32 protein-coding genes are annotated in these 21896 nt (G+C 49.2%); 10 read left to right on the plus strand and 22 right to left on the minus strand.

What is annotated here, in order from left to right; all coding sequences use genetic code 11:
* Positions 1–52 precede the first annotated feature (52 nt).
* The 6 genes from glk to ptsP all read left to right on the plus strand — a co-directional run bounded on the left by glk (position 53) and on the right by ptsP (position 7490).
* Positions 53–1018, plus strand: a complete 966-nt coding sequence (gene glk, locus FEK46_RS16355) for a glucokinase (protein WP_130207348.1) — start codon at positions 53–55, stop codon at positions 1016–1018.
* 218 nt (positions 1019–1236) lie between these two features.
* A complete protein-coding gene (locus tag FEK46_RS16360; protein ID WP_000038455.1) occupies positions 1237–1563 on the plus strand; it encodes a PTS fructose transporter subunit IIB in 327 nt (108 codons plus the stop codon).
* Between the two features lie 21 nt (positions 1564–1584).
* Positions 1585–2832 (plus strand): PTS fructose transporter subunit IIC, encoded by a 1248-nt coding sequence (locus FEK46_RS16365; protein ID WP_000985352.1) that lies wholly within the window; start codon positions 1585–1587, stop codon positions 2830–2832.
* A 15-nt stretch (positions 2833–2847) separates the two neighbouring features.
* Positions 2848–3933, plus strand: a complete 1086-nt coding sequence (ypdF, locus tag FEK46_RS16370) for an aminopeptidase (protein ID WP_135559776.1) — start codon at positions 2848–2850, stop codon at positions 3931–3933.
* Entirely contained in the window at positions 3933–4970 is a 1038-nt protein-coding gene (gene ypdE / locus FEK46_RS16375) for an aminopeptidase (protein ID WP_135559775.1), read from the plus strand. The genes ypdF and ypdE overlap by 1 nt, the downstream gene beginning before the upstream one ends.
* A 24-nt stretch (positions 4971–4994) precedes the next feature.
* Positions 4995–7490 carry a phosphoenolpyruvate--protein phosphotransferase gene (gene ptsP / locus FEK46_RS16380; protein WP_135559774.1) on the plus strand — a complete coding sequence of 832 codons (2496 nt, stop codon included), beginning with the start codon at positions 4995–4997 and terminating at the stop codon, positions 7488–7490.
* A gap of 2 nt (positions 7491–7492) precedes the next feature.
* Here ptsP and FEK46_RS16385 read toward each other — a convergent pair whose 3' ends face one another.
* Genes FEK46_RS16385 through ypdA form a run of 3 tightly spaced genes read right to left on the minus strand, consistent with a single transcriptional unit; the run spans position 7493 to position 10809 of the window.
* Positions 7493–8350: an AraC family transcriptional regulator gene (locus FEK46_RS16385; protein ID WP_135559773.1), complete on the minus strand. Its 858-nt coding sequence runs from the start codon at positions 8348–8350 to the stop codon at positions 7493–7495.
* A gap of 12 nt (positions 8351–8362) precedes the next feature.
* Entirely contained in the window at positions 8363–9097 is a 735-nt protein-coding gene (gene ypdB / locus FEK46_RS16390) for a two-component system response regulator YpdB (RefSeq protein WP_130237839.1), read from the minus strand.
* Positions 9098–9111: 14 nt separating this feature from the next.
* Positions 9112–10809 (minus strand): two-component system sensor histidine kinase YpdA, encoded by a 1698-nt coding sequence (gene ypdA / locus FEK46_RS16395; RefSeq protein WP_130207334.1) that lies wholly within the window; start codon positions 10807–10809, stop codon positions 9112–9114.
* Positions 10810–11184: 375 nt separating this feature from the next.
* Between ypdA and alaC the strand changes: the two genes are divergently transcribed.
* Positions 11185–12423: an alanine transaminase gene (alaC, locus tag FEK46_RS16400; RefSeq protein WP_130207332.1), complete on the plus strand. Its 1239-nt coding sequence runs from the start codon at positions 11185–11187 to the stop codon at positions 12421–12423.
* A gap of 64 nt (positions 12424–12487) precedes the next feature.
* Here alaC and ypdK read toward each other — a convergent pair whose 3' ends face one another.
* Together ypdK and lpxP are read right to left on the minus strand one after the other, a co-directional pair.
* Positions 12488–12559 carry a membrane protein YpdK gene (gene ypdK / locus FEK46_RS16405; RefSeq protein ID WP_010723117.1) on the minus strand — a complete coding sequence of 24 codons (72 nt, stop codon included), beginning with the start codon at positions 12557–12559 and terminating at the stop codon, positions 12488–12490.
* A 322-nt stretch (positions 12560–12881) separates the two neighbouring features.
* Complete coding sequence (lpxP, locus tag FEK46_RS16410; protein ID WP_130207330.1) at positions 12882–13802, minus strand: kdo(2)-lipid IV(A) palmitoleoyltransferase; 921 nt, start codon at positions 13800–13802, stop codon at positions 12882–12884.
* Positions 13803–14153: 351 nt separating this feature from the next.
* Between lpxP and FEK46_RS16415 the strand changes: the two genes are divergently transcribed.
* The gene (locus tag FEK46_RS16415; RefSeq protein ID WP_130216891.1) at positions 14154–14396 is read left to right on the plus strand and encodes a YfdY family protein; all 243 of its coding nucleotides are present in this window, start codon (positions 14154–14156) and stop codon (positions 14394–14396) included.
* Positions 14397–14498: 102 nt separating this feature from the next.
* On the opposite strand, the gene torI is transcribed toward FEK46_RS16415, so the two are convergent.
* From torI to FEK46_RS16500, 17 genes are all read right to left on the minus strand, one after another.
* Positions 14499–14699, minus strand: coding sequence for a response regulator inhibitor TorI (gene torI / locus FEK46_RS16420; protein WP_064238086.1), 201 nt, complete (start codon positions 14697–14699; stop codon positions 14499–14501).
* 135 nt (positions 14700–14834) lie between these two features.
* Positions 14835–15179, minus strand: a complete 345-nt coding sequence (locus FEK46_RS16425; RefSeq protein ID WP_032255648.1) for a hypothetical protein — start codon at positions 15177–15179, stop codon at positions 14835–14837.
* Between the two features lie 72 nt (positions 15180–15251).
* The gene (locus FEK46_RS16430; RefSeq protein WP_086251790.1) at positions 15252–15536 is read right to left on the minus strand and encodes an ASCH domain-containing protein; all 285 of its coding nucleotides are present in this window, start codon (positions 15534–15536) and stop codon (positions 15252–15254) included.
* A complete protein-coding gene (locus FEK46_RS16435) occupies positions 15529–15813 on the minus strand; it encodes a DUF4752 family protein (RefSeq protein ID WP_135559895.1) in 285 nt (94 codons plus the stop codon). Before FEK46_RS16435 ends, FEK46_RS16430 begins: the two co-directional genes overlap by 8 nt.
* Positions 15813–16325: a DUF551 domain-containing protein gene (locus FEK46_RS16440; protein WP_135559772.1), complete on the minus strand. Its 513-nt coding sequence runs from the start codon at positions 16323–16325 to the stop codon at positions 15813–15815. The genes FEK46_RS16435 and FEK46_RS16440 overlap by 1 nt, the downstream gene beginning before the upstream one ends.
* Positions 16322–16489: a DUF2737 family protein gene (locus FEK46_RS16445; RefSeq protein WP_021548195.1), complete on the minus strand. Its 168-nt coding sequence runs from the start codon at positions 16487–16489 to the stop codon at positions 16322–16324. The genes FEK46_RS16440 and FEK46_RS16445 overlap by 4 nt, the downstream gene beginning before the upstream one ends.
* Positions 16486–16767: a DUF5405 family protein gene (locus FEK46_RS16450; protein WP_021514419.1), complete on the minus strand. Its 282-nt coding sequence runs from the start codon at positions 16765–16767 to the stop codon at positions 16486–16488. The genes FEK46_RS16445 and FEK46_RS16450 overlap by 4 nt, the downstream gene beginning before the upstream one ends.
* 16 nt (positions 16768–16783) lie before the next feature.
* A complete protein-coding gene (locus FEK46_RS16455) occupies positions 16784–17098 on the minus strand; it encodes a hypothetical protein (RefSeq protein ID WP_135559771.1) in 315 nt (104 codons plus the stop codon).
* An 11-nt stretch (positions 17099–17109) separates the two neighbouring features.
* Positions 17110–17592, minus strand: a complete 483-nt coding sequence (locus tag FEK46_RS16460; protein ID WP_023351789.1) for a siphovirus Gp157 family protein — start codon at positions 17590–17592, stop codon at positions 17110–17112.
* The gene (locus FEK46_RS16465; RefSeq protein WP_135559770.1) at positions 17576–18478 is read right to left on the minus strand and encodes a RecT family recombinase; all 903 of its coding nucleotides are present in this window, start codon (positions 18476–18478) and stop codon (positions 17576–17578) included. The genes FEK46_RS16460 and FEK46_RS16465 overlap by 17 nt, the downstream gene beginning before the upstream one ends.
* Positions 18475–18783, minus strand: coding sequence for a hypothetical protein (locus FEK46_RS16470; RefSeq protein WP_000604111.1), 309 nt, complete (start codon positions 18781–18783; stop codon positions 18475–18477). Before FEK46_RS16470 ends, FEK46_RS16465 begins: the two co-directional genes overlap by 4 nt.
* An 84-nt stretch (positions 18784–18867) precedes the next feature.
* Complete coding sequence (kil, locus tag FEK46_RS16475; RefSeq protein WP_001243355.1) at positions 18868–19020, minus strand: host cell division inhibitory peptide Kil; 153 nt, start codon at positions 19018–19020, stop codon at positions 18868–18870.
* Positions 19005–19139 (minus strand): hypothetical protein, encoded by a 135-nt coding sequence (locus tag FEK46_RS23940; protein ID WP_000972063.1) that lies wholly within the window; start codon positions 19137–19139, stop codon positions 19005–19007. Before FEK46_RS23940 ends, kil begins: the two co-directional genes overlap by 16 nt.
* 83 nt (positions 19140–19222) lie before the next feature.
* Complete coding sequence (locus tag FEK46_RS16485; RefSeq protein WP_000597940.1) at positions 19223–19471, minus strand: hypothetical protein; 249 nt, start codon at positions 19469–19471, stop codon at positions 19223–19225.
* A gap of 176 nt (positions 19472–19647) precedes the next feature.
* On the minus strand, positions 19648–19848 hold the full coding sequence (locus FEK46_RS16490) for an antirestriction Ral family protein (protein WP_000213975.1): 201 nt from the start codon (positions 19846–19848) through the stop codon (positions 19648–19650).
* Between the two features lie 78 nt (positions 19849–19926).
* Positions 19927–20226, minus strand: a complete 300-nt coding sequence (locus FEK46_RS16495; protein WP_135406909.1) for a hypothetical protein — start codon at positions 20224–20226, stop codon at positions 19927–19929.
* Positions 20227–20543: 317 nt separating this feature from the next.
* Entirely contained in the window at positions 20544–21194 is a 651-nt protein-coding gene (locus FEK46_RS16500; protein ID WP_105289085.1) for a LexA family transcriptional regulator, read from the minus strand.
* 80 nt (positions 21195–21274) lie between these two features.
* Here FEK46_RS16500 and FEK46_RS16505 point away from each other — a divergent pair, with 80 nt between their 5' ends.
* Both FEK46_RS16505 and FEK46_RS16510 read left to right on the plus strand, forming a co-directional pair.
* Positions 21275–21460 carry a Cro/CI family transcriptional regulator gene (locus FEK46_RS16505; RefSeq protein WP_000276886.1) on the plus strand — a complete coding sequence of 62 codons (186 nt, stop codon included), beginning with the start codon at positions 21275–21277 and terminating at the stop codon, positions 21458–21460.
* A gap of 108 nt (positions 21461–21568) precedes the next feature.
* Positions 21569–21847, plus strand: a complete 279-nt coding sequence (locus FEK46_RS16510; RefSeq protein WP_001177648.1) for a lambda phage CII family protein — start codon at positions 21569–21571, stop codon at positions 21845–21847.
* Positions 21848–21896 lie beyond the last annotated feature (49 nt).

Raw genomic sequence — 21896 nt, forward strand, 5'->3', positions numbered from 1 at the left:
GTATTTACAGTGTGAGAAAGAAGTATTTTGACTTTAGCGGAGCAGTTGAAGAATGACAAAGTATGCATTAGTCGGTGATGTGGGCGGTACTAACGCACGTCTTGCTCTGTGTGATATTGCCAGTGGTGAAATCTCGCAGGCTAAAACCTATTCAGGGCTTGATTATCCCAGCCTGGAAGCGGTCATTCGCGTTTATCTTGAAGAGAATAAAGTCGAGGTGAAAGATGGCTGCATCGCCATTGCTTGCCCAATTACTGGTGACTGGGTGGCAATGACCAACCACACCTGGGCGTTTTCGATTGCCGAAATGAAAAAGAATCTCGGTTTTAGCCACCTGGAGATTATTAACGATTTTACGGCGGTTTCGATGGCGATCCCGATGCTGAAAAAAGAGCATCTGATCCAGTTTGGCGGCGCAGAACCAGTTGAAGGTAAACCTGTCGCGGTGTACGGTGCCGGGACAGGGCTTGGGGTCGCACATCTGGTCCATGTCGATAAACGCTGGGTAAGCCTGCCTGGTGAAGGCGGTCACGTTGATTTTGCGCCAAACAGTGAAGAAGAAGCCATTATCCTTGAAATACTGCGCGCGGAAATTGGCCATGTCTCGGCTGAACGCGTGCTCTCTGGCCCTGGACTGGTGAATTTGTATCGCGCGATTGTGAAAGCGGACAACCGCCTGCCGGAAAATCTCAAGCCAAAAGATATTACCGAACGCGCGTTGGCTGACAGCTGCACCGATTGCCGCCGCGCGTTGTCACTGTTTTGCGTCATTATGGGGCGTTTTGGCGGCAATCTGGCGCTCAATCTCGGAACATTTGGCGGCGTCTATATTGCGGGCGGTATCGTTCCGCGTTTCCTTGAGTTCTTCAAAGCCTCCGGTTTCCGTGCCGCTTTTGAAGACAAAGGGCGCTTTAAAGATTATGTTCATGATATTCCGGTCTATTTAATTGTGCACGATAACCCTGGGCTTCTCGGTTCCGGTGCACATTTACGCCAGACCTTAGGCCACATTCTGTAAATCCTTCCTGTCATATCGGGAGGTGACTCTCCCGATAATCTTTTAAATCAATCAGTTAATTCAATTTTTCTTTGTGTCTCTTCACAAGGCCGACCTGCGTCACACTTCCGCACTACGGGATTAATTCTCCAGTAAATGCATTATTTGTCTGGTAACGGCAATTTGTTTTGCACGTTCATAATTTCATTCGTCAACTATAAACAAACGAGGAAATAACGATGAGTAAGAAACTGATTGCCTTATGTGCCTGCCCAATGGGCCTGGCTCACACCTTTATGGCCGCCCAGGCGCTGGAAGAAGCGGCAGTGGAAGCCGGCTATGAAGTGAAAATTGAAACCCAGGGCGCGGACGGCATCCAGAACCGCCTGACGGCGCAGGATATCGCCGAAGCGACCATCATCATTCATTCCGTGGCAGTAACACCAGAAGATAACGAGCGTTTCGAATCACGCGACGTTTATGAAATCACTTTGCAGGACGCAATTAAAAACGCTGCGGGCATCATCAAAGAAATCGAAGAGATGATTGCCGCTGAACAACAGTAATATTCGACAGGGATAATTGTTATGGCCATTAAAAAACGCAGTGCAACCGTTGTGCCTGGCGCATCCGGTGCGGCAGCGGCAGTTAAGAATCCGCAGGCCTCTAAAACCAGCTTCTGGGGTGAACTCCCGCAGCATGTGATGTCAGGGATTTCACGCATGGTGCCGACCTTAATTATGGGCGGTGTGATCCTCGCTTTCAGCCAGCTGATTGCTTATAGCTGGCTTAAAATTCCCGCAGACATCGGCATTATGGATGCTCTTAATAGCGGGAAATTTTCCGGTTTCGACCTCTCCTTACTGAAATTTGCCTGGCTGTCGCAGTCCTTTGGCGGCGTGCTGTTTGGCTTTGCCATTCCGATGTTTGCCGCTTTTGTGGCGAATTCTATTGGCGGCAAACTGGCGTTCCCGGCTGGGTTTATCGGCGGGTTGATGTCTACCCAGCCCACGCAACTGCTGAACTTCGATCCCAGCACTATGCAGTGGGCGACCTCTTCACCAGTTCCGTCTACCTTCATTGGTGCGCTGATTATTTCTATCGTCGCGGGTTACCTCGTGAAATGGATGAACCAGAAAATCCAGTTACCGGATTTCCTGTTAGCGTTCAAAACCACATTTTTGCTACCGATTCTTTCCGCCATTTTTGTCATGCTGGCGATGTACTACGTGATCACGCCGTTTGGTGGCTGGATCAACGGCGGGATCCGTACCGTGCTGACCGCTGCTGGTGAGAAGGGTGCGCTGATGTACGCAATGGGCATTGCTGCGGCGACCGCAATCGACTTGGGTGGTCCAATCAACAAAGCAGCTGGTTTCGTCGCCTTCAGCTTTACCACCGACCATGTATTACCAGTCACCGCGCGTTCTATCGCTATTGTTATTCCGCCGATTGGTCTGGGTCTGGCGACCATTATCGATCGTCGCTTAACTGGCAAACGCCTGTTTAACGCCCAGCTTTATCCGCAGGGTAAAACCGCGATGTTCCTGGCGTTTATGGGGATCAGTGAAGGTGCGATTCCGTTTGCGCTGGAAAGCCCCATCACCGCTATTCCGTCCTATATGGTTGGCGCGATTGTCGGTTCCACTGCTGCTGTCTGGCTGGGCGCAGTGCAATGGTTCCCGGAATCCGCTATCTGGGCGTGGCCGCTGGTCACTAATCTGGGCGTCTATATGGCGGGGATCGCGCTGGGAGCAATCATTACTGCGCTGATGGTGGTGTTCCTGCGTCTGATGATGTTCCGCAAAGGCAAATTGTTAATCGATAGCCTGTAAGAAGGAAAAATCCAGATGACATTACTCGCTTCGCTGCGCGACTGGCTTAAGGCGCAACAACTGGATGCGGTGCTCCTTTCCTCACGGCAGAACAAACAGCCGCATCTGGGGATCTCCACCGGATCAGGTTATGTGGTGATTAGCCGTGAAAGTGCGCACATTCTGGTGGATTCGCGCTATTACGTTGAGGTGGAAGCCCGTGCGCAAGGCTACCAGCTGCATTTGCTTGACGCGATGCACACGCTTGCCACCATCGTCAGGCAAATCATTGCCGATGAGCAGTTGCAAACGCTCGGTTTTGAAGGCCAACAGGTGAGTTGGGAAACCGCGCACCACTGGCAGTCTGAACTCAATGCGAAACTGGTAAGCGCCACGCCGGATGTGCTGCGGCAAATCAAAACGCCAGAGGAGGTGGAGAAAATCCGCCTCGCCTGTGGGATTGCCGATCGCGGAGCAGAGCATATTCGCCGCTTTATTCAGGCAGGTATGAGCGAATGCGAGATAGCCGCTGAACTGGAGTGGTTTATGCGCCAGCAGGGCGCAGAAAAAGCCTCTTTTGACACCATTGTCGCCAGCGGCTGGCGTGGGGCGCTGCCGCACGGTAAAGCCAGCGACAAGATTGTTGCAGCAGGCGAGTTTGTCACTCTCGATTTCGGTGCGCTGTATCAGGGGTACTGCTCTGATATGACGCGCACCTTGCTGGTGAATGGCGAAGGGGTGAGCGCCGAATCTCACCCGCTGTTTAACGTCTACCAGATTGTCCTGCAGGCACAGCTAGCGGCAATCTCCGCGATTCGCCCCGGCGTGCGCTGCCAACAGGTTGACGATGCCGCGCGCCGGGTGATTACAGAAGCCGGTTATGGCGACTATTTCGGTCATAACACCGGTCATGCTATCGGCATTGAAGTACACGAAGATCCGCGTTTTTCACCGCGGGACACCACGACGCTACAGCCAGGCATGCTACTGACCGTGGAGCCGGGGATTTATTTGCCAGGGCAAGGGGGCGTGCGCATCGAAGATGTCGTGCTGGTCACCCCGCAAGGCGCAGAAGTGCTCTACGCCATGCCGAAAACAGTGTTGCTCACGGGAGAGGCATAATGGATTTATCGCTATTAAAAGCATTGAGCGAGGCAGATGCGATCGCCTCCTCGGAACAGGAAGTGCGGCAGATCCTGCTGGATGAAGCGGATCGCCTGCAAAAAGAAGTGCGATTTGACGGCCTGGGATCGGTGCTGATCCGCCTCAATGAATCGACAGGTCCGAAGGTGATGATCTGTGCGCATATGGACGAAGTGGGATTTATGGTGCGCAGCATCTCCCGCGAAGGGGCGATTGATGTGCTGCCAGTTGGCAATGTGCGCATGACTGCCCGTCAGTTGCAGCCGGTGCGCATCACCACCCGTGAAGAGTGCAAAATTCCCGGCCTGCTTGATGGCGAGCGGCAGGGGAATGACGTTAGCGCCATGCGCGTGGATATTGGCGCGCGCTCGTATGACGAAGTGATGCAGGCGGGAATTCGTCCAGGCGATCGCGTCACGTTTGATACTACTTTTCAGGTTCTCCCTCACCAGCGGGTGATGGGGAAAGCCTTTGATGATCGCCTCGGTTGCTACCTGCTGGTGACTTTGCTGCGCGAGCTGCACGACGCTGAACTGCCTGCGGAAGTGTGGCTGGTGGCAAGTTCCAGCGAAGAAGTGGGCTTACGCGGCGGGCAAACCGCCACGCGTGCGGTGTCGCCGGATGTCGCCATTGTGCTTGATACCGCCTGCTGGGCGAAAAACTTTGATTATGGCGCAGCTAACCATCGCCAGATTGGTCACGGACCGATGCTGGTGTTAAGCGATAAGTCACTGATTGCGCCGCCAAAACTTACCGCCTGGATCGAAACTGTGGCGGCAGAAATTGGCGTGCCGTTACAGGTGGATATGTTCAGTAACGGCGGCACGGACGGTGGAGCGGTGCACTTAACCGGTACTGGCATACCCACAGTGGTGATGGGGCCAGCAACCCGCCATGGACATTGCGCCGCATCGATTGCCGACTGCCGCGACATTTTGCAGATGCAGCAGCTTTTATCTGCCCTTATTCAACGTCTTACCCGTGAGACGGTTGTTCAATTGACGGATTTCAGATGATCTCCTGATTAACCCGGAGCGGTTATGTTAACGATTCAATTTCTCTGTCCTTTGCCAAACGGTCTGCATGCTCGTCCGGCGTGGGAACTTAAAGAGCAGTGCAGCCACTGGCAAAGCGAAATCACCTTCATCAACCATCGCCAGAACGCGAAGGCGGATGCCAAAAGTTCGCTGGCGCTGATTGGCACCGGCACATTATTTAATGACAGTTGCAGCCTGAACATTAGCGGCAGCGATGAAGAGCAGGCGCGGCGCGTGCTGGAAGAGTACATCCAGGTGCGCTTTATCGACAGCGACAGCGTCCAGCCGACGCAGGCAGAACTGACGGCGCACCCGCTGCCGCGTTCATTAAGCCGCCTGAACCCTGATTTACTGTACGGCAATGTGCTGGCAAGCGGCGTCGGCGTGGGTACGCTGACCCTGTTACAGAGCAACAGCCTCGACAGTTATCGGGCAATCCCGGCCAGTGCGCAAGACTCCACCTGGCTGGAACACAGCCTGGCAACGCTTGCCGAGCAACTGAACCAGCAGTTGCGCGAGCGTGACGGCGAAAGCAAAACCATCCTCAGCGCCCATTTGTCGCTGATTCAGGATGATGAATTTGCAGGGAATATCCGTCGCCTGATGGCAGAACAGCATCAGGGGCTGGGAGCGGCGATCATCAGCAATATGGAGCAGGTTTGCGCCAAACTTTCTGCCTCTGCCAGCGATTATCTGCGCGAGCGGGTCAGCGACATTCGTGATATCAGCGAACAGTTGCTGCATATTACTTGGCCGGAACTGAAGCCGCGTAATAATCTGGTGCTCGAAAAACCGACCATTCTGGTGGCCGAGGATTTAACCCCTAGCCAGTTTTTGAGCCTCGATTTAAAAAATCTTGCAGGCATGATTCTGGAGAAAACTGGGCGCACCTCGCATACTCTGATTCTGGCCCGCGCCTCGGCGATCCCGGTTTTGAGCGGCCTGCCGCTGGATGCCATTGCCCGTTATGCCGAACAACCGGCGGTGCTTGATGCACAATGTGGCGTGCTGGCGGTAAATCCTGATGACGCGGTGAGCGGTTATTATCAGGTTGCGCAGACGCTGGCGGATAAACGTCAGCAGCAACAGGCGCAGGCCGCCGCGCAGCTGGCCTATTCTCGTGATAACAAGCGTATTGATATTGCGGCGAATATTGGCACTGCTCTGGAAGCACCAGGCGCGTTTGCTAACGGCGCGGAAGGCGTCGGGTTGTTTCGTACCGAAATGCTCTATATGGATCGTGACAGCGCGCCGGACGAACAGGAGCAATTTGAAGCCTACCAGCAGGTATTACTGGCGGCGGGCGACAAACCGATTATCTTTCGCACGATGGACATCGGCGGTGATAAAAGCATTCCTTACCTCAACATTCCCCAGGAAGAGAACCCGTTCCTCGGCTATCGCGCGGTACGTATTTATCCGGAATTTGCTGGCCTGTTCCGCACTCAACTGCGGGCGATTTTGCGCGCGGCCAGTTTCGGCAACGCCCAGTTGATGATCCCGATGGTCCACAGCCTTGATCAGATCTTATGGGTGAAAGGTGAGATCCAGAAAGCGATCGTTGATCTTAAGCGCGATGGCCTGCGTCATGCAGAAACGATCCCGTTGGGGATCATGGTTGAGGTGCCGTCGGTATGTTACATCATCGATCACTTCTGCGATGAGGTCGATTTCTTCAGCATGGGCTCTAACGATATGACCCAGTATTTGTATGCGGTCGATCGTAATAACCCGCGGGTATCGCCGCTATATAATCCGATCTCGCCATCGTTTCTGCGCATGTTGCAGCAGATAGTTACCACTGCGCATCAGCGGGGCAAATGGGTAGGTATTTGCGGTGAACTGGGTGGTGAAAGCCGTTATCTGCCGCTTCTGCTTGGGCTGGGCCTGGATGAGCTAAGCATGAGTAGCCCACGCATTCCGGCGGTGAAAAGCCAGCTTCGTCAACTGGATAGCGAGGCGTGTCGGGAACTGGCGCGTCAGGCATGTGAATGCCGCAGCGCGCAGGAAATTGAAGCGTTACTCACCGCGTTTACGCCGGAAGAAGACGTTCGCCCACTGCTGGCGCTGGAGAATATCTTCGTTGATCAGGACTTTAGCAATAAAGAGCAGGCGATTCAGTTCCTGTGCGGTAACCTCGGCGTTAACGGGCGTACTGAGCATCCGTTCGAGCTGGAAGAAGATGTCTGGCAGCGGGAAGAGATTGTTACTACTGGCGTTGGTTTTGGCGTGGCGATCCCGCACACCAAATCGCAGTGGATCCGCCATTCCAGTATCAGCATTGCCCGACTGGTGAAACCGGTTGACTGGCAGTCAGAAATGGGCGAAGTCGAACTGGTGATCATGCTGACGCTGGGCGCTAACGAAGGGATGAATCATGTGAAAGTCTTCTCGCAGCTGGCGCGTAAACTGGTGAATAAAAACTTCCGCCAGTCGCTTTTCGCCGCAAGTGATGCGCAAAGCATCCTGACGCTGCTGGAAACGGAAATAACCTTCTAAACTTAGCCCTGAAAACGGGCGCTGTACTCTCCCGGCGTCAGGCCAAACTGACGCCGGAAGACGCGACAAAAATAGTCGCTATCCGGAAAGCCGCAACGCTGCGCCACTTCATGAATCGACAGATGATATTTCTGCAAAATCATCCTCGCTTTTGCCATTCGTACCCAGCGAACATACTCGATAAAACGCATCGTCCCATGCTGCGCAAACAGTTTTGACAGATGATTGGGCGTGATATTAAAAAATTGCGCCACGCTCTCGCGAGTGAGCGGCTGAGCGTAGTTATCCTGAACCCAGTTACAAATGCTGTGGTAGAGAAAATCGCTGCGCGGTTGCGAATTACCCGGTGGCATGTTGACCACGTTGCGGCAAAGATGCAGCAAACTTAACACCAACGGTTGAATGATACTCTGCTCCAGTGGCGAACGGCTAAGATGGGTGAGGGCGGTAAGCATCGCTTCACCTTCGCCGCGTTGCAGGCTGGGAAGCTGGATCTGGCGAGCAGGATGCAGTAACGACGTGGTGCGGCTATCGTAAAACGATAACCCCAGCCAGGTCGGCGCAAACACCAGGCTTAACAGCATTACCGGTTTGTGGTTGACCGGTAAATTAGCCGCGCGCGCCGGAATAAACAGCATTTCTCCTTCCACCATACGCTGCTGCTTTGCTTCCAGCAGATTGCCATATTCGCCGCGTAGCACAATATCCAGTCGGGGAAAATCAATACACAAACTGCCTACCGGCAGCGAGGCGGGCTGGCAGGCAAACCAGACGCGCCCAAGCAGTTGCGGGTTAAGCACCAGGCCGCTGAACAGATCGGCGAAAAATTGTTGATCGGCGGGCAAGCCTGCTGCTTTCATGAAAGTTCCCGATTACAGATGCATTAACTGGCGGAATTCTTTAACTTTGCTGCGGCTGACTGGCACTTCAAAATCCAGATCTTTCAGCCGCAGAATATAGGTATTATTAAACCATGGTTCTATCTCGCGGATTTTGTTCAGGTTGACGCAAAACGAGCGATGGCAGCGGAAAAAGTGCGACGACGGCAGTTTGCTGCAAAACTCGGTGATGTTCATTGGCATCACATAAGATTCACGCCGCGTATAGACAAAGGTCATTTTCTCGTGCGCTTCGGCGTAGTAGATATCATTGACCGGCGTCACGATGAGGCGTTCATCCTTCACCAGATTAATGGTGTCATTCTCACGCGTTAACGGCACGGCAGGCGTGCTGCTGGTTTGCTGTTGCTGCCAGGCGGCTTCCAGCTTTTGCAGCATCCCGGTAATCCGTGACTCCTGATACGGTTTGAGAATGTAGTCAAACGCCTCCAGTTCAAACGCTTCCACCGCATGTTCTTTCCACGCGGTGATAAACACAATAAACGGCTTATGGGCGAACTGGCTGATGTTTTGTGCCAGCAGCACGCCATCCAGCGACGGAATATTGATATCCAGAAAAATAGCGTCGACGCGGTTATGCTGCAAAAACTTCAACACGTCCAGACCGTCGTCAAAGGTGCCGACAATCTCCATCTGGCTGTGCTCTTTAATAAGCCAGCTAAGTTCCTGTTGTGCCAGGAATTCGTCTTCAACAATGATGACTTTCACAATATCACTCCGGCTCAAAGCAATAACGTAGCCTGTGAGGCGACAGGGGTGCGTTGGTTAGGAATGTAAAACGCAATTTCCGTTCCTGGTTCCAGGCGGCGGATATGCAGCCCCTCGCCATATAACAACTTCACGCGATGATGCACATTCAGCAGGCCGATTTTATTGCCCGGCATTTCATTCGCTTCGACCCGCTCAATCACCTTTGGATCGATGCCATGCCCGGTATCTCTTACCGCAATACGGACCCGATTACCGCACTCCGCAACGCTAATGGTGACAACACCTTTTCCCTTGCAGGGCTGAATACCGTGGACAATGGCGTTCTCCACCAACGGCTGGATCAGCAGGCTGGGAATGCAGCAATTCACCTCTTCATCAATATCATAGATAACCGTCAACTTGTCGCCAAAGCGGGCCTGCTCAATGGCGATATAGTCTTTAATTTGGTACAGCTCTTTTTTGATATCAATTTGCTCATCGTCTTTTAATTCAATGTTATAGCGCAGATAGCGCGACAAATTAAAGATTAGCTGGCGAGCAGTATCCGGATTCAGACGAATCGACGATGAAATAGCGTTCAGAGCGTTAAACAGAAAATGGGGATTAATTTTGCTTTGCAGGGCGCGAAGCTCTGCCTTATTTGCCATTTCCCGTAGCTGCTCGGCGCGAGAAACCTCCAGTTGGGTAGAGATGATTTGCGACAGACCGACCGCCATCTCCTGTAATGATGACGTAATCTGGTGCGCGTGGCAGTAGTAAATTTTCAGCGTTCCGGTCACAACGCCTTTCTCCCACAATGGGATCACCAGCATGGAATGAATCTCTGGTGTACGGTGGGCTTCATCATTGTTTTTAATAATGATTTTCCCATAATTCATCGCCTGGCGGGTAGTCGGGCTAATGAAGTCATCGCCATTCTGATAGTTGTGTTCGCCCACGCCGACATACGCCAGCACATGATCGGTATTGGTGATTGCCACCGCGTCAGCGTGAATGTCATCGCGGATAATTTCGCAGACCTTGCGTAATGACTCGCTATTGACATGGCGAAACAGAGGCAGCGTTTTGTTGGCGATATCCAGCGCCAGCTTGGCCTGGCGCGCGGCGCTGGCTTCTTTTTCTCCCTCAACGCTTTGTACCAGCAGCACAATAAAGCCGATACAGACACTGCCGAGGATCATCGGGATACCGATTTTGGAGACGATATCCAGCCCCAGCTCAGTGGTCGGCGCCCAGACAATCACCAGAATCATGGTCAACGTTTCACAGAGCATGCCGCCGAGAATACCGACGCGCCAACGCTGCGCTTTGGGGATTTTCAGGTTGATCCAACCAGAGATGCATCCCGCCAGAATACTGGTGATAAAGCAGGGGATAGCCGTCACGCCGCCGATATCAATTAAATAACGATGAATACCCGCGATTACCCCGGTAATGATGCCCACCCATGGGCCAAACAGAATCCCGCCCGACATCACCGCAATAATACGCACGTTAACCAGCGAACCTTCCACCGGTACGCCGGACCAGGTGCTGAACAAGGCGAACATCGAGAAAATGGCGGTAACAGCGAGCAGCTCTTTCGCTGAGTGCGCCGACTTGTGCAACAGCTCGCGAAACAGGCGGATACGGATGAGGAAAAACAGGCAGATAAGCATTAGCGCTGCCCGATCGAAGACCGCCAGCAGCATGTTGAATATTTCGTGCACGGGTAACTCTGAATAAGGTTTAAACCTCTATGATAGGTAACCTGAAGGCTGATGACCAGTGCGCTACTTTTGAGGAAAAACCACAAATTTAAAAGGGGATTGAAAGCTAAATGGTGTACTGGCAATACATCTCTTGTCAGTATCAAGCTAATTGGTAAATTTATTGAAATTATATTGTTAATGTAATGGGTGATAATTTTCTTGTTGGCGAATCTGACTTTCTTGTTTTTAAGTTTTTGTTCCTCTTTTTTCGCATTAATAAAAATTTTCCAAAACGCTGGACAGACAGAAATTAATCAGGCTATTTTCAAAACAGCCACCATCGTGGCAGCGTCGCTCGGACGGTCCGGGCGCTAACGTTAATCTGAGGAAATTATGGCTGACACTCGCCCTGAACGTCGCTTTACGCGCATTGATCGTCTCCCGCCCTACGTTTTTAACATTACCGCTGAACTGAAGATGGCTGCGCGTCGGCGCGGCGAAGATATTATCGATTTCAGTATGGGCAACCCGGACGGCGCGACCCCGCCGCATATTGTCGAAAAATTATGTACTGTGGCGCAGCGACCGGACACACACGGTTACTCCACCTCACGCGGTATTCCTCGGTTACGTCGCGCGATTTCCCGCTGGTATCAGGAACGTTACGACGTTGAAATCGACCCGGAATCAGAAGCCATCGTCACCATCGGTTCGAAAGAGGGGCTGGCGCACCTGATGCTGGCGACGCTGGATCACGGTGACACCGTGCTGGTGCCGAATCCAAGCTACCCCATTCATATTTACGGCGCGGTGATTGCTGGTGCTCAGGTACGTTCAGTGCCGCTAGTGGAAGGTGTTGATTTCTTCAATGAACTGGAACGCGCTATTCGTGAAAGTTATCCGAAACCGAAGATGATGATCCTTGGCTTCCCGTCAAACCCAACCGCGCAATGTGTGGAACTGGAGTTTTTCGAAAAAGTAGTGGCGCTGGCGAAACGCTACGATGTGTTGGTGGTCCATGACCTGGCCTATGCGGATATCGTCTACGATGGCTGGAAAGCGCCGTCAATCATGCAGGTGCCGGGCGCACGTGACGTAGCGGTCGAGTTCTTTACGCTGTCGAAAAGCTACAATATGGCGGGCTGGCGAATTGGTTTTATGGTCGGCAATAAAACGCTGGTCAGCGCGTTGGCACGTATTAAAAGCTATCACGATTACGGTACCTTTACACCGTTGCAGGTGGCGGCGATTGCGGCGCTGGAGGGCGATCAACAGTGCGTGCGCGACATTGCCGAACAGTACAAACGCCGCCGCGATGTGCTGGTAAAAGGGCTGCATGAAGCGGGCTGGATGGTTGAAATGCCGAAAGCCTCGATGTATGTCTGGGCGAAAATCCCGGAACCGTATGCGGCAATGGGCTCGCTGGAATTTGCCAAGAAGCTGCTTAACGAAGCGAAGGTTTGTGTCTCACCCGGCATCGGCTTTGGCGACTACGGCGACACGCATGTCCGCTTTGCGCTGATTGAAAACCGCGACCGTATTCGTCAGGCGATTCGTGGGATTAAAGCGATGTTCCGCGCTGACGGCTTACTGCCCGTCAGCAGCAAACATATTCACGAAAACGCGGAATAAACACCATCGCCAGAAATGCAAACAGGAGCCTGATGGCTCCTGTTTTTCGTTTCGCAGTTAACTTTTAGATCATCAGGGCAAAAGTACCGGCCCAAACGATGACCATAAAAGAAATGCCCATAAAGAAATATTTCACTTTACATCTCTCCGCGTAATTACTGTTACGCCTGAATGACTTCATTACACCTGTTACAGTGAGCTGACACCCGCGGGCATCACCTCAGAATTCTGAGCATATTGGCTCGAGACGGCGCTAATGTACGCCTAAAACTAAATCGAAACAAGTGGCATTTTCTTATTTACTTTTAGTAACTTACGAGTGTCGCATATCGGCGACAGATTGATTTCTGGAAGTAATAATTCACGATTCAGCGAAGGGAAAAATCTTAAGAAAAAAGCCATAAAAACCATGATGTTATTATGGCTTATCTGAGGAGGGAAAAAGCCTGGGTTATTTGTTAAACGTATAACGAGGCTTCACCCACCGGACGCGTTTTGAAGCGGCGATGGATCCAGAGATACTGCTCTGGTGCGCGCATAATCTCTTTCTCAATAATTTTATTCATATAGGCGGCGGCCTGAATTTCATCAGCCGGATAGCCTTCCATTTCTGGCGTAATAAACAGACGGTAACCGCTATAATCGGTTTTTCGTACCATCGTCACAGTTAGCATAGCTGCGCCAGAGAGGCGAGAGAGAACGTAGGTGCCATTGGTTGTAGCAACATTTTCTACCGCAAAGAACGGCGCGAAGGAGCTACCTTTACGACCATAATCCTGGTCAGGTGCAAACCATACGGCTTCACCTTTTTTCAGCGCACTGACAATGCCGCGCAGATTATTTCTACCGATCATCGCTTTATTGGAACGCATGCGACCACGGGTCTGTACCCATTCCATCAGTTGATTATTATGCGGACGGTAAGTTGCCATCATCGGTTGGCAAAGCCCCATTACGCGGCCACCCAACTCCAGCGACATAAAGTGCACACCGACAACCATCACGCCGCGATTTTGCATTTGCGCGCGTTGCAGGTTATCCAGCCCTTCAACATCAAACCATTTACGCACGCGACGATCTGGCCAGAACCACGCCATTCCAGTTTCTACCAACGCCATTCCGAGCGAGCGAAAGTTGTCAGTAATCATCTTCTCGCGCTCTTCGTAGGAAAGCTGCGGGAAGCAAAGCTCAAGGTTTTTGCAGGCGATGGATTCGCGACGTTTCAAGAACGGTCTGGCCATTGTGCCGATACGCGTGCCAAGGAAGCACAGAACAGGGTAAGGAAGTTGTACCCAAAGCCAGAGTACGCCAAGACCAAACCACGTCAGCCAGTAGCGAGGATGCAGGAACTCGCGGGAAAATTTGCATTGTGGAAACATAGTTACCTTCTGTAGATACGAATTGTTGTATCGCAGAAGATTCCATGTCTACAGCGGTACACTCAATTGATTGGGCCATCATGTACGACAATGGTTCCTGTAAAGAGTGTAAAGACTAGTCAGGACATAACCACGAGGAGCATGAATACGGTATTTCTATTTTATCACCAGCTGATTATTTTCAGCTACTGATTATTTATCACTCAAGTGAATATTTTTCAGTGATTTATAGTTATGTTGATAATATATTGTTTTTATTGATGTTTTGCTGAAATTGCCAGTGGTTAAGAATTGTCTTACTATTGGAGTAATTGAAGTAACACGTTTTTTAGCACGGCAGGAGGTTGAGCTATGATTTATTTATGGATGTTTCTCGCCCTGTGTATCGTCTGCGTTAGCGGATATATCGGTCAGGTATTAAATGTAGTTTCTGCTGTCTCTTCATTTTTCGGTATGGTCATCCTTGCCGCACTCATTTATTACTCCACGATGTGGTTAACCAGTGGCAATGAGTTGGTCACGGGAATATTTATGTTTCTTGCACCAGCCTGCGGATTGATGATTCGCTTTATGGTGGGGTATGGAAGGCGGTAATCAAGACGTTAACATGGTGTCCCCTGCAGACATCTACTTGACACTGCAGAGGATTGATTGGAATGGTGTTTTTTAGATGTGAGAAATATTTTACCCGCTATTTTACCCATCGGCGCGGCTTAAGAGCTTATTTTTGAATTCACAATGGTCACGATATAACCATCTTGCTCGCCCGTGGATAACTTTGGCTTTTGGCAGGTCGCCGGACTTAATACGGTCATAGATGAAGGTTTTACCGAAGCCAGTATCAGCCATGATGAATTTCAAATCAACCAGTGAATCAGGCTGTAGTTCATGTTGCATGAGTGCTATCTCCGAATAGGGAATCGAACCTGCAAATCAGGCAATAAAAAAACCGCATTGATGCGGCGATGGTAGGTCTGGATATCTTGAGAAATGAACAGGCCTCATTGGGTTTGAGGCTGTGTGATTCCATGGTTAGTCCTTGCGTAGTTCGCTAATTCTTCTGTAAGTCTCTGGTGCTTTGTTTCCGTGTATCTTCATTTCAGACTTCAACAGAGCAACGAGGGAATCCCATTCGTTGAGGATGCCTTTGAATGCCGGAACGCGCTTTGCAACCTTGTCGAATGAATCTCTGATTTCTGGAATCTGCTCAACAAGTGCAACGCATCGTCGGAAATCGGCTGCGTCATGTGGAGCGCCGAAGTGATGACCATAGATATTCTTTTTCAGTCCACATGCGATTGAGGCAAGAGTTGCGCTACTGATGCCGACATCGCCAGTCGATTGCCATTTCAAAATCTTCATAGCCAAATCTGACATTTCTTGTCTCCATAAAACAAAACCCGCCGTAGCGAGTTCAGATAAAAGAAATCCCCTCGAGTGCGAGGATTATTATTCATTGCCGATATTCACCTTTATAGCGAACACCTTTACCGGTTTATCGCCAAAGTGTGGATGTGTGATTGTCTTCACTTCATATCCGTCATACGGAACATCAATTCTGCGACTGGAATCGTCGCGCTTCGGATATCCCTTTGTGATAATCAGGCGGTCATACTCCCGGAACATGATTCGCTTATTCCAGTAGTCATTACACAGGCGATACTCTTCCGTTTTCTCCCCGCGAATCATGGCATCGAAGTATTCACCTTTGACGGCAAGTTGCAGGTTAGCCACGACCTTCCTCCTTTGGCTTGTGAATTTGTATTGTCATGCCGCTTTGAGTGGTGACTACAATGGCAGAACCAGGCTGAAGACTGTTGAGATTGAATGCTTCGTAAAACGAATCCAAGGCCAGTGCTTTTTTATTCTTTCGGTTCCACCAACGCCATCCCTTGCTACAGGCCACGTTGACAATCCACTGCCCACTCCTGTAAGCCATATAAAACCAGATGAGCAAAACCTGAAGGAAGGCCATCCAGTCAATAATCGTATATTTTGCAAAGGAGTCCATCATTTCACCTCCTGCGGCGGTTCTGGTAGCGGCATCCAGTGGGTTACATTGCGGCTCTGCGTTTCGAAGAACTCCTCACCATTGCGGACGACATCAAAAAACTCACCGTCTCGATATTGCGCATAAAGAACGAATGCACCATCACATAAAATAATTACGTGCTGACCATCATCAGGCATTCGCTGACTACAGCTTATCCAACCATCCGGAGTTACCGGAGAGCTGCCCGACAGCTCGTGCAACTTGTAAGTTTGGCTTACAGGTTCGGCTTCCAGTTCTGCTATGCGCTTTTTTGCTGCTTCCAGCTCAACACGCAGCCTCCCAACCGTTAGCGCAATATCCTCGTTCTCCTGGTCGCGGCGTTTTATGTATTGCTGGCTTTTATCCAGTTCATACAGCAACGTTTCTGCGTAAATATAAAGTTCCTGTTTTTCACGATCCGCAGGATCGCTGTAATGCTCCTGCATGTATTGAAATTCTTCACGCAGTGCCTGATAGTCAATCTTGCTCACTGGTCGCCTCCTTTGCGCCACATCGCATTCAGATGTTTGTTTTGATTCACTGATGGAAACGAGTTTCGCTTAAGTAATTCCTCTCTCGATGGCATTGGCTTTACGCGTTGGCGAATAATCATTTCTGCTGGAAGAATGCCGGGATTGTATGCAAGTCCTCTCATGATTTACTCTCCACGAACTGGTCAATAGCCATGCTAAGTGACATACCTAAAGTTTCGATATGCTGCTGAATATCCTGTAGCGTCTGCGCCTGAGATAACAGGATTTCACGGTTGCATAACTCTTTGACCAGATGCTCAAACTTGCTGTAATAACCGATACGGCTTAGTGTTTCTTTCCCTGCATTCTCACCTTCTTTGATAATTCCTCTTTCATTAAGAATCAGGTCGTGTTTTGTTCCAGTAATAACGTATTTACCGAGGTCGATGTTTAGCTTCATTGTTAATTACTCCATGTTAATTTATTTGTATGCCTGCTCTTTTTTCATCGAGTTTTTTTAGCTTGTATCGCATAGCCCTTACTGAATAAATTGAGCGGCAGGTTGCAATTGCTATTTCTTCTGCGGAGAACTTACCGAAAAGTGATACTTCGGCTCTTGTCCATCGTCTTCCACGAAGTCGGCTAACAATGTCAGCGCCAATCCTTGTTGCTTTCGCCATTACTGCTTTTTCAGTCCTTTCCAGTTTTTCAGCGATAACTTCAACTGGCATTGTCGCCGCTACTTCGCGCAAGAAATCGACTTCCCATTTCTCCCATGGAGTCTTTTTCATAGGCGATACCGTTATTTGATAAGAAGTGAAGGTTTCCCAACTTTGAGTTGAGCGCCGGGGATATTTATTCCTGCTTTTAGTTGGTGTTTGATTGCCAGTTTGTCGGCTTTAATTGTCGTTTCAAACTCAACGTATTCTTGAGGAAGGGCGCTTGAGTCGATGATTTCTACAGTTTCTGACGGTTTGCGGATTGTTACCTGGTGGATACCTGCTCGAATCTTTTTCTTGCCAACCATTTCAAGCGATGACGCTATATACGCCATAATGCTGTCAATCTTATTTTGAATTACTGCGGCTCGTTCATTCAGTGACTTTGCCTCGTCCTTGAGGCGTTCAGCATAACCAGATTCATTTTTAATAATGGCGAGAAGTTGCTCTATTTTATCGGTAAATTCTCCTTCCATGCCTTCTATTGTGTCAGCAATCATCTCTGGCTCTAAATCTGAATCCATCAATTTTGCGTATTCATTGGCTATTTCATATAGTTTGCTCACTGGCAACCTCCAGTTTCGCTTTGCATTCTATGTAAATGGCTTGTACGTTCTGCTGCAATTTCATTCCAGATGTCAGGCGATATGCTTCTGCAAAATATCGCTTCAAATCATCCATGTTTTCAGCCTGGGCCATTTCATCACAAAGAAGTTGTGCTTTATCCGTTATTTCCTGCTGGCGTTTCCGTTCATCTTCGTGGATATCTTCCTCTGATTTCTGCGGCATAACTGGTTCCTGATGCATACCTTCATCTTCGTTAAGCAGGTGAATGGCATTATCCAGTCGCTGGGCTTTAGGCCAGTATTTGCTGGCGCGTTTAACTATTGTTTTACGCGCCATCTCTTCCCAGAATGTTTTCCACGGTCCATTCTTTGCCTTGCTCGTTGCTTCCACTGCTTTAATTTCTGCCAGACTCATTTCTTCAGTCAGGTAGTCACCATCTGCTGTTTTAACCGTGCAATAACCACCAACAATAGAGCCTCGCTCACCAAATGCGTTGTATTTGTGGGTTGGTGCTGAATCAAGGCCATTTGATTCATAGGTGTCGTTTGAGTACACCAGTTTGCATTGCCCCCACTTAATTGAACCTGTCGATTGCGCAAGGTGAAGTAATCCCATATAGCTGATATCAAGGCAAACCATGCCGTCGCGCGGAACTAGATAAGCAAGTTTGCTGGCCGGGTTTAAGGTGATGCCGATCGCCGCAACATTGATGATGGCGTTCTGTGCGCTGGTTGGGTTTGCCAGTGCTGTTTTAGCCAGGTAATCGTTTTTCTGGAAATACTGAATTGCAAACTGGCTTTCCTTAGCCCATGTCACCGTCTGTTCAGTCAATGCTCCGCAGAATAACTGCTCCTGCTGTTTAACGAATTCAACGATATTGCTCATGCTGCTTCTCCATAAATGTGTCTGCGTTTGAATATTGCGAAGGCATATTCAGCCTTAACTCTTTCGGTTATTGCATCCCAGAACCATTCAGCGGCTTTTTCCTGATAGTTACAGTCATCATCTTCCAGCCAGTCGATAGCGTCCTTAGTGTGTTCATCTGGTTTATATGAGCGAAGCATTTCGCTTATTGGGTCGCAACGTTTGCAGAGGCGATCAACTTCACTGTTGATTCGTTCGTAATCTTCATCAGTAAAACTTGCGATTATTTGCGATATTTCACGCTTATCATTCAGAGTCAGAATCATCATCTTTCTCCTGTTCTTTGTGCTGATTGAGCATTTTGTTCATCTGACGAATGAATTCTTCGTCTGACCAGTTATCTGTAAAACTCATTTCCTGCGATACCATGGAAGGTTGATAGCTGATTTCATCGCTTTATTTGCTTCAAGCCACATTTTGGAATCACCAATAAATCTGGCTATTACTGCTTTGTTTTGTGCAGCACGAAGCATCTGGTGATTAATGGCTATTTCATTGCGCATAACGCCTCCAGTTGTTTCTTTGCTGCTCTGATTAATTGTTTAACTCGGCGTGATAATTCAGATTCGTGCGGGTAGAAAGCGGACATGACGCCGCTACCCGCGAGCTGAAAGTGCATCATGGGTAACTCCTTATATTTGATTGCATAACGAAAATGCCTCTCGTGAAGCATTATTGGTATGCGGTAAAGCCGCGCTCAGGCGGCTACTCTATTTCTTCTTCGAATGATTTTATTAGTCGGTCAATAACATCATCTGTTTCAATATCATTTCCGTCCGATTGCTTTAATACGTCTATTGATTCTGCTGCGGTAAATTCCATCGCTGTGAGAAACTCGACAATTGCACACTCAACGACATATCGTTCTTCATCTGTACGACATGAGATAAAAGAGCATTTAATTGCTGTTATTACTTTTTGTTTAAGCTCTGCAGGATAATCAGTTTTTATCATCGTTCACTCCGTCAAAAAAATTGCCCTCACATTGGAGGGCAAAGAAGATTTCCAATAATCAGAACAAGTCGGCTCCTGTTTAGTTACGAGCGACATTGCTCCGTGTATGCACTCGTTGGAATGAATACACAGTGCAGTGTTTATTCTGTTGTTTATGCCAAAAATAAAGGCCACCATCAGGCAGCCTTGTTATTCTGTTTACCAAGTTCTCTGGCAATCATTGCCGTCGTTCGTATTGCCCATTTATCGACATATTTCCCATCCTCCATTACAGGAAACATTTCTTCAGGCTTAACCATGCATTCCGATTGCAGCTTGCATCCATTGCATCGCTTGAATTGTCCACACCATTGATTTTTATCAATAGTCGTAGTCATACGGATAGTCCTGGTATTGTTCCATCACATCCTGCGGATGCTCTTCGAACTCTTCAAATTCTTCTTCCATATATCACCTCAAATAAGTGGTTTGCTGCCTAATTTCATTTTCTGGCGACCAACACAAGTCACACCCATTTCGCTGCGTGGCTTGCGGTAGTAAATACGGTTCTGTTTACGCTCGACTTCATCTGCCTTCTTGCAGAGAAGGCTGCCAAGTGATGCTGCTTTGTCTGCTCTGACGCAACCAGAGAGCTTTAGCGCAATCTTCCGCGCCAGTCGCTGTTCATTCATTGCCTGTTCACGTTGAGCCTGTCTGCGTGCTCTGCGGCGATTTCTGGCGTTATCGTCAGCCAGATATGTAATGACTACTGTCATGTTGACCTCCGATGATTGACTTTAGCGGTGACGTGACGGGGGGAGGGAGGTTAACTCCCTGATGCTGTCGCGCTGCTGCACTTCACATCACCCCAAAGCCAACTACTCTTTGGTTCCCGCATTTCGGCGGGACAATCCCATCAATGTTAAAGAGCCTGCCAATCTGTTCCGTTTGGCTACCAGCGTCCTGCTGATGGCTTAAATTTAAGATTTCTTTAATTAATGGTCAAGGGTGTTTTGAAGAAAACTTAAATTTTATTGTGGGACTTAAGTTTTGCTTTGATTTTTAAAGGAAAGAAAAAAGGGGCGAATGCCCCTTATGGAAGGTTTGCTATTTTTGCATCGACAACTACACCGATGATTTTGCAGTTCCCGTTGATCTCAATCATCGGATATTGTGGGTTAAGTGGTTTTAGAAACTTTCTGCCTGCATCAATAACTAACTTCTTGAAAGTTGCCTCGTTTTCTCCTTCGAGCTTTGCCACTACAAGCTTCCCGTTACGAGGTTCTACTTCAGGATCGACGAGTATTATCATTCCTTCGGGGATGCTGAGACCGGCTGGAGCCGTCATCGAATCACCCTTTACGTCCAGCCAAAACGAATCTTCTGAACAATCTACGGTTGTATCGTACCAGTTATCTATTGCACGCTTATGATATGGCTCTACAGCTTCCATCCAACATCCTGCGCTTACCCAACTAATTAGAGGATACGAACCTCTTGGATCATGCCTGCTGTGATAGGCAATGTTTGAAAGACTATCTTCTCCTTTCAACAAGTAATCAGGGGAGCACTGCAAAGCCTTGGCTAAGGCCAATAGGTTTTCGCCATTGGGCTCAGTTTCAGAACGCTCCCATTGGGAAATAGCAACATTAGACACGCCAACCATCTTGCCAAGGGCAGCCTGCCTAATTTTGAGTTCTTTTCTGCGAGCGCGAATACGCTCACCCATCAGTTGTGTATTCATAGTTAAGACATCTTAAATAAACTTGACTTAAGATTCCTTTGATAGATAATTTAAGTGTTCTTTAATTTCGGAGCGAGTCTATGTACAAGAAAGATGTTATCGACCACTTCGGAACCCAGCGTGCGGTAGCTAAAGCGTTAGGCATTAGCGATGCAGCAGTCTCTCAGTGGAAGGAAGTCATCCCAGAGAAAGACGCCTATCGACTGGAAGTCGTTACAGCTGGCGCCCTGAAGTATCAAGAAAGTGCTTATCGCAAAGCGGCATAAGCAAATTGCTCTTTAACAGTCATGGTCCTCATTCCCGCCGAAATGCGGGAATACAACGCGCATCAGTTGGTGCGTATAACTTCTTATTTGTTAAGGAAATACTTACATATGCAACTTACAAGTACTCGCAAGAAAGCGAATGCAATTACAAGCAACATCCTAAATCGAATTGCTGTACGTGGTCAGCGAAAGGTTGCCGACGCGTTAGGGATTAATGAATCGCAAATTTCGCGATGGAAAGACAGCTTTATCCCAAAGATGGCCATGCTTCTGGCTGTGCTGGAGTGGGGTGTTGAAGACGAGGAATTGGCGGAACTGGCAAAGAAAGTAGCCAAGGTGCTGACAAAAGAAAAGCCTCAAGACTGCTGCAACAGTTTTGAGGCCTGATGTAGAAAGACTGGATCAATCCACAGGAGTAATTATGACAAAACGTCGT

The sequence above is a fragment of the Escherichia sp. E4736 genome (assembly GCF_005781225.1).
GTDB lineage: Bacteria > Pseudomonadota > Gammaproteobacteria > Enterobacterales > Enterobacteriaceae > Escherichia.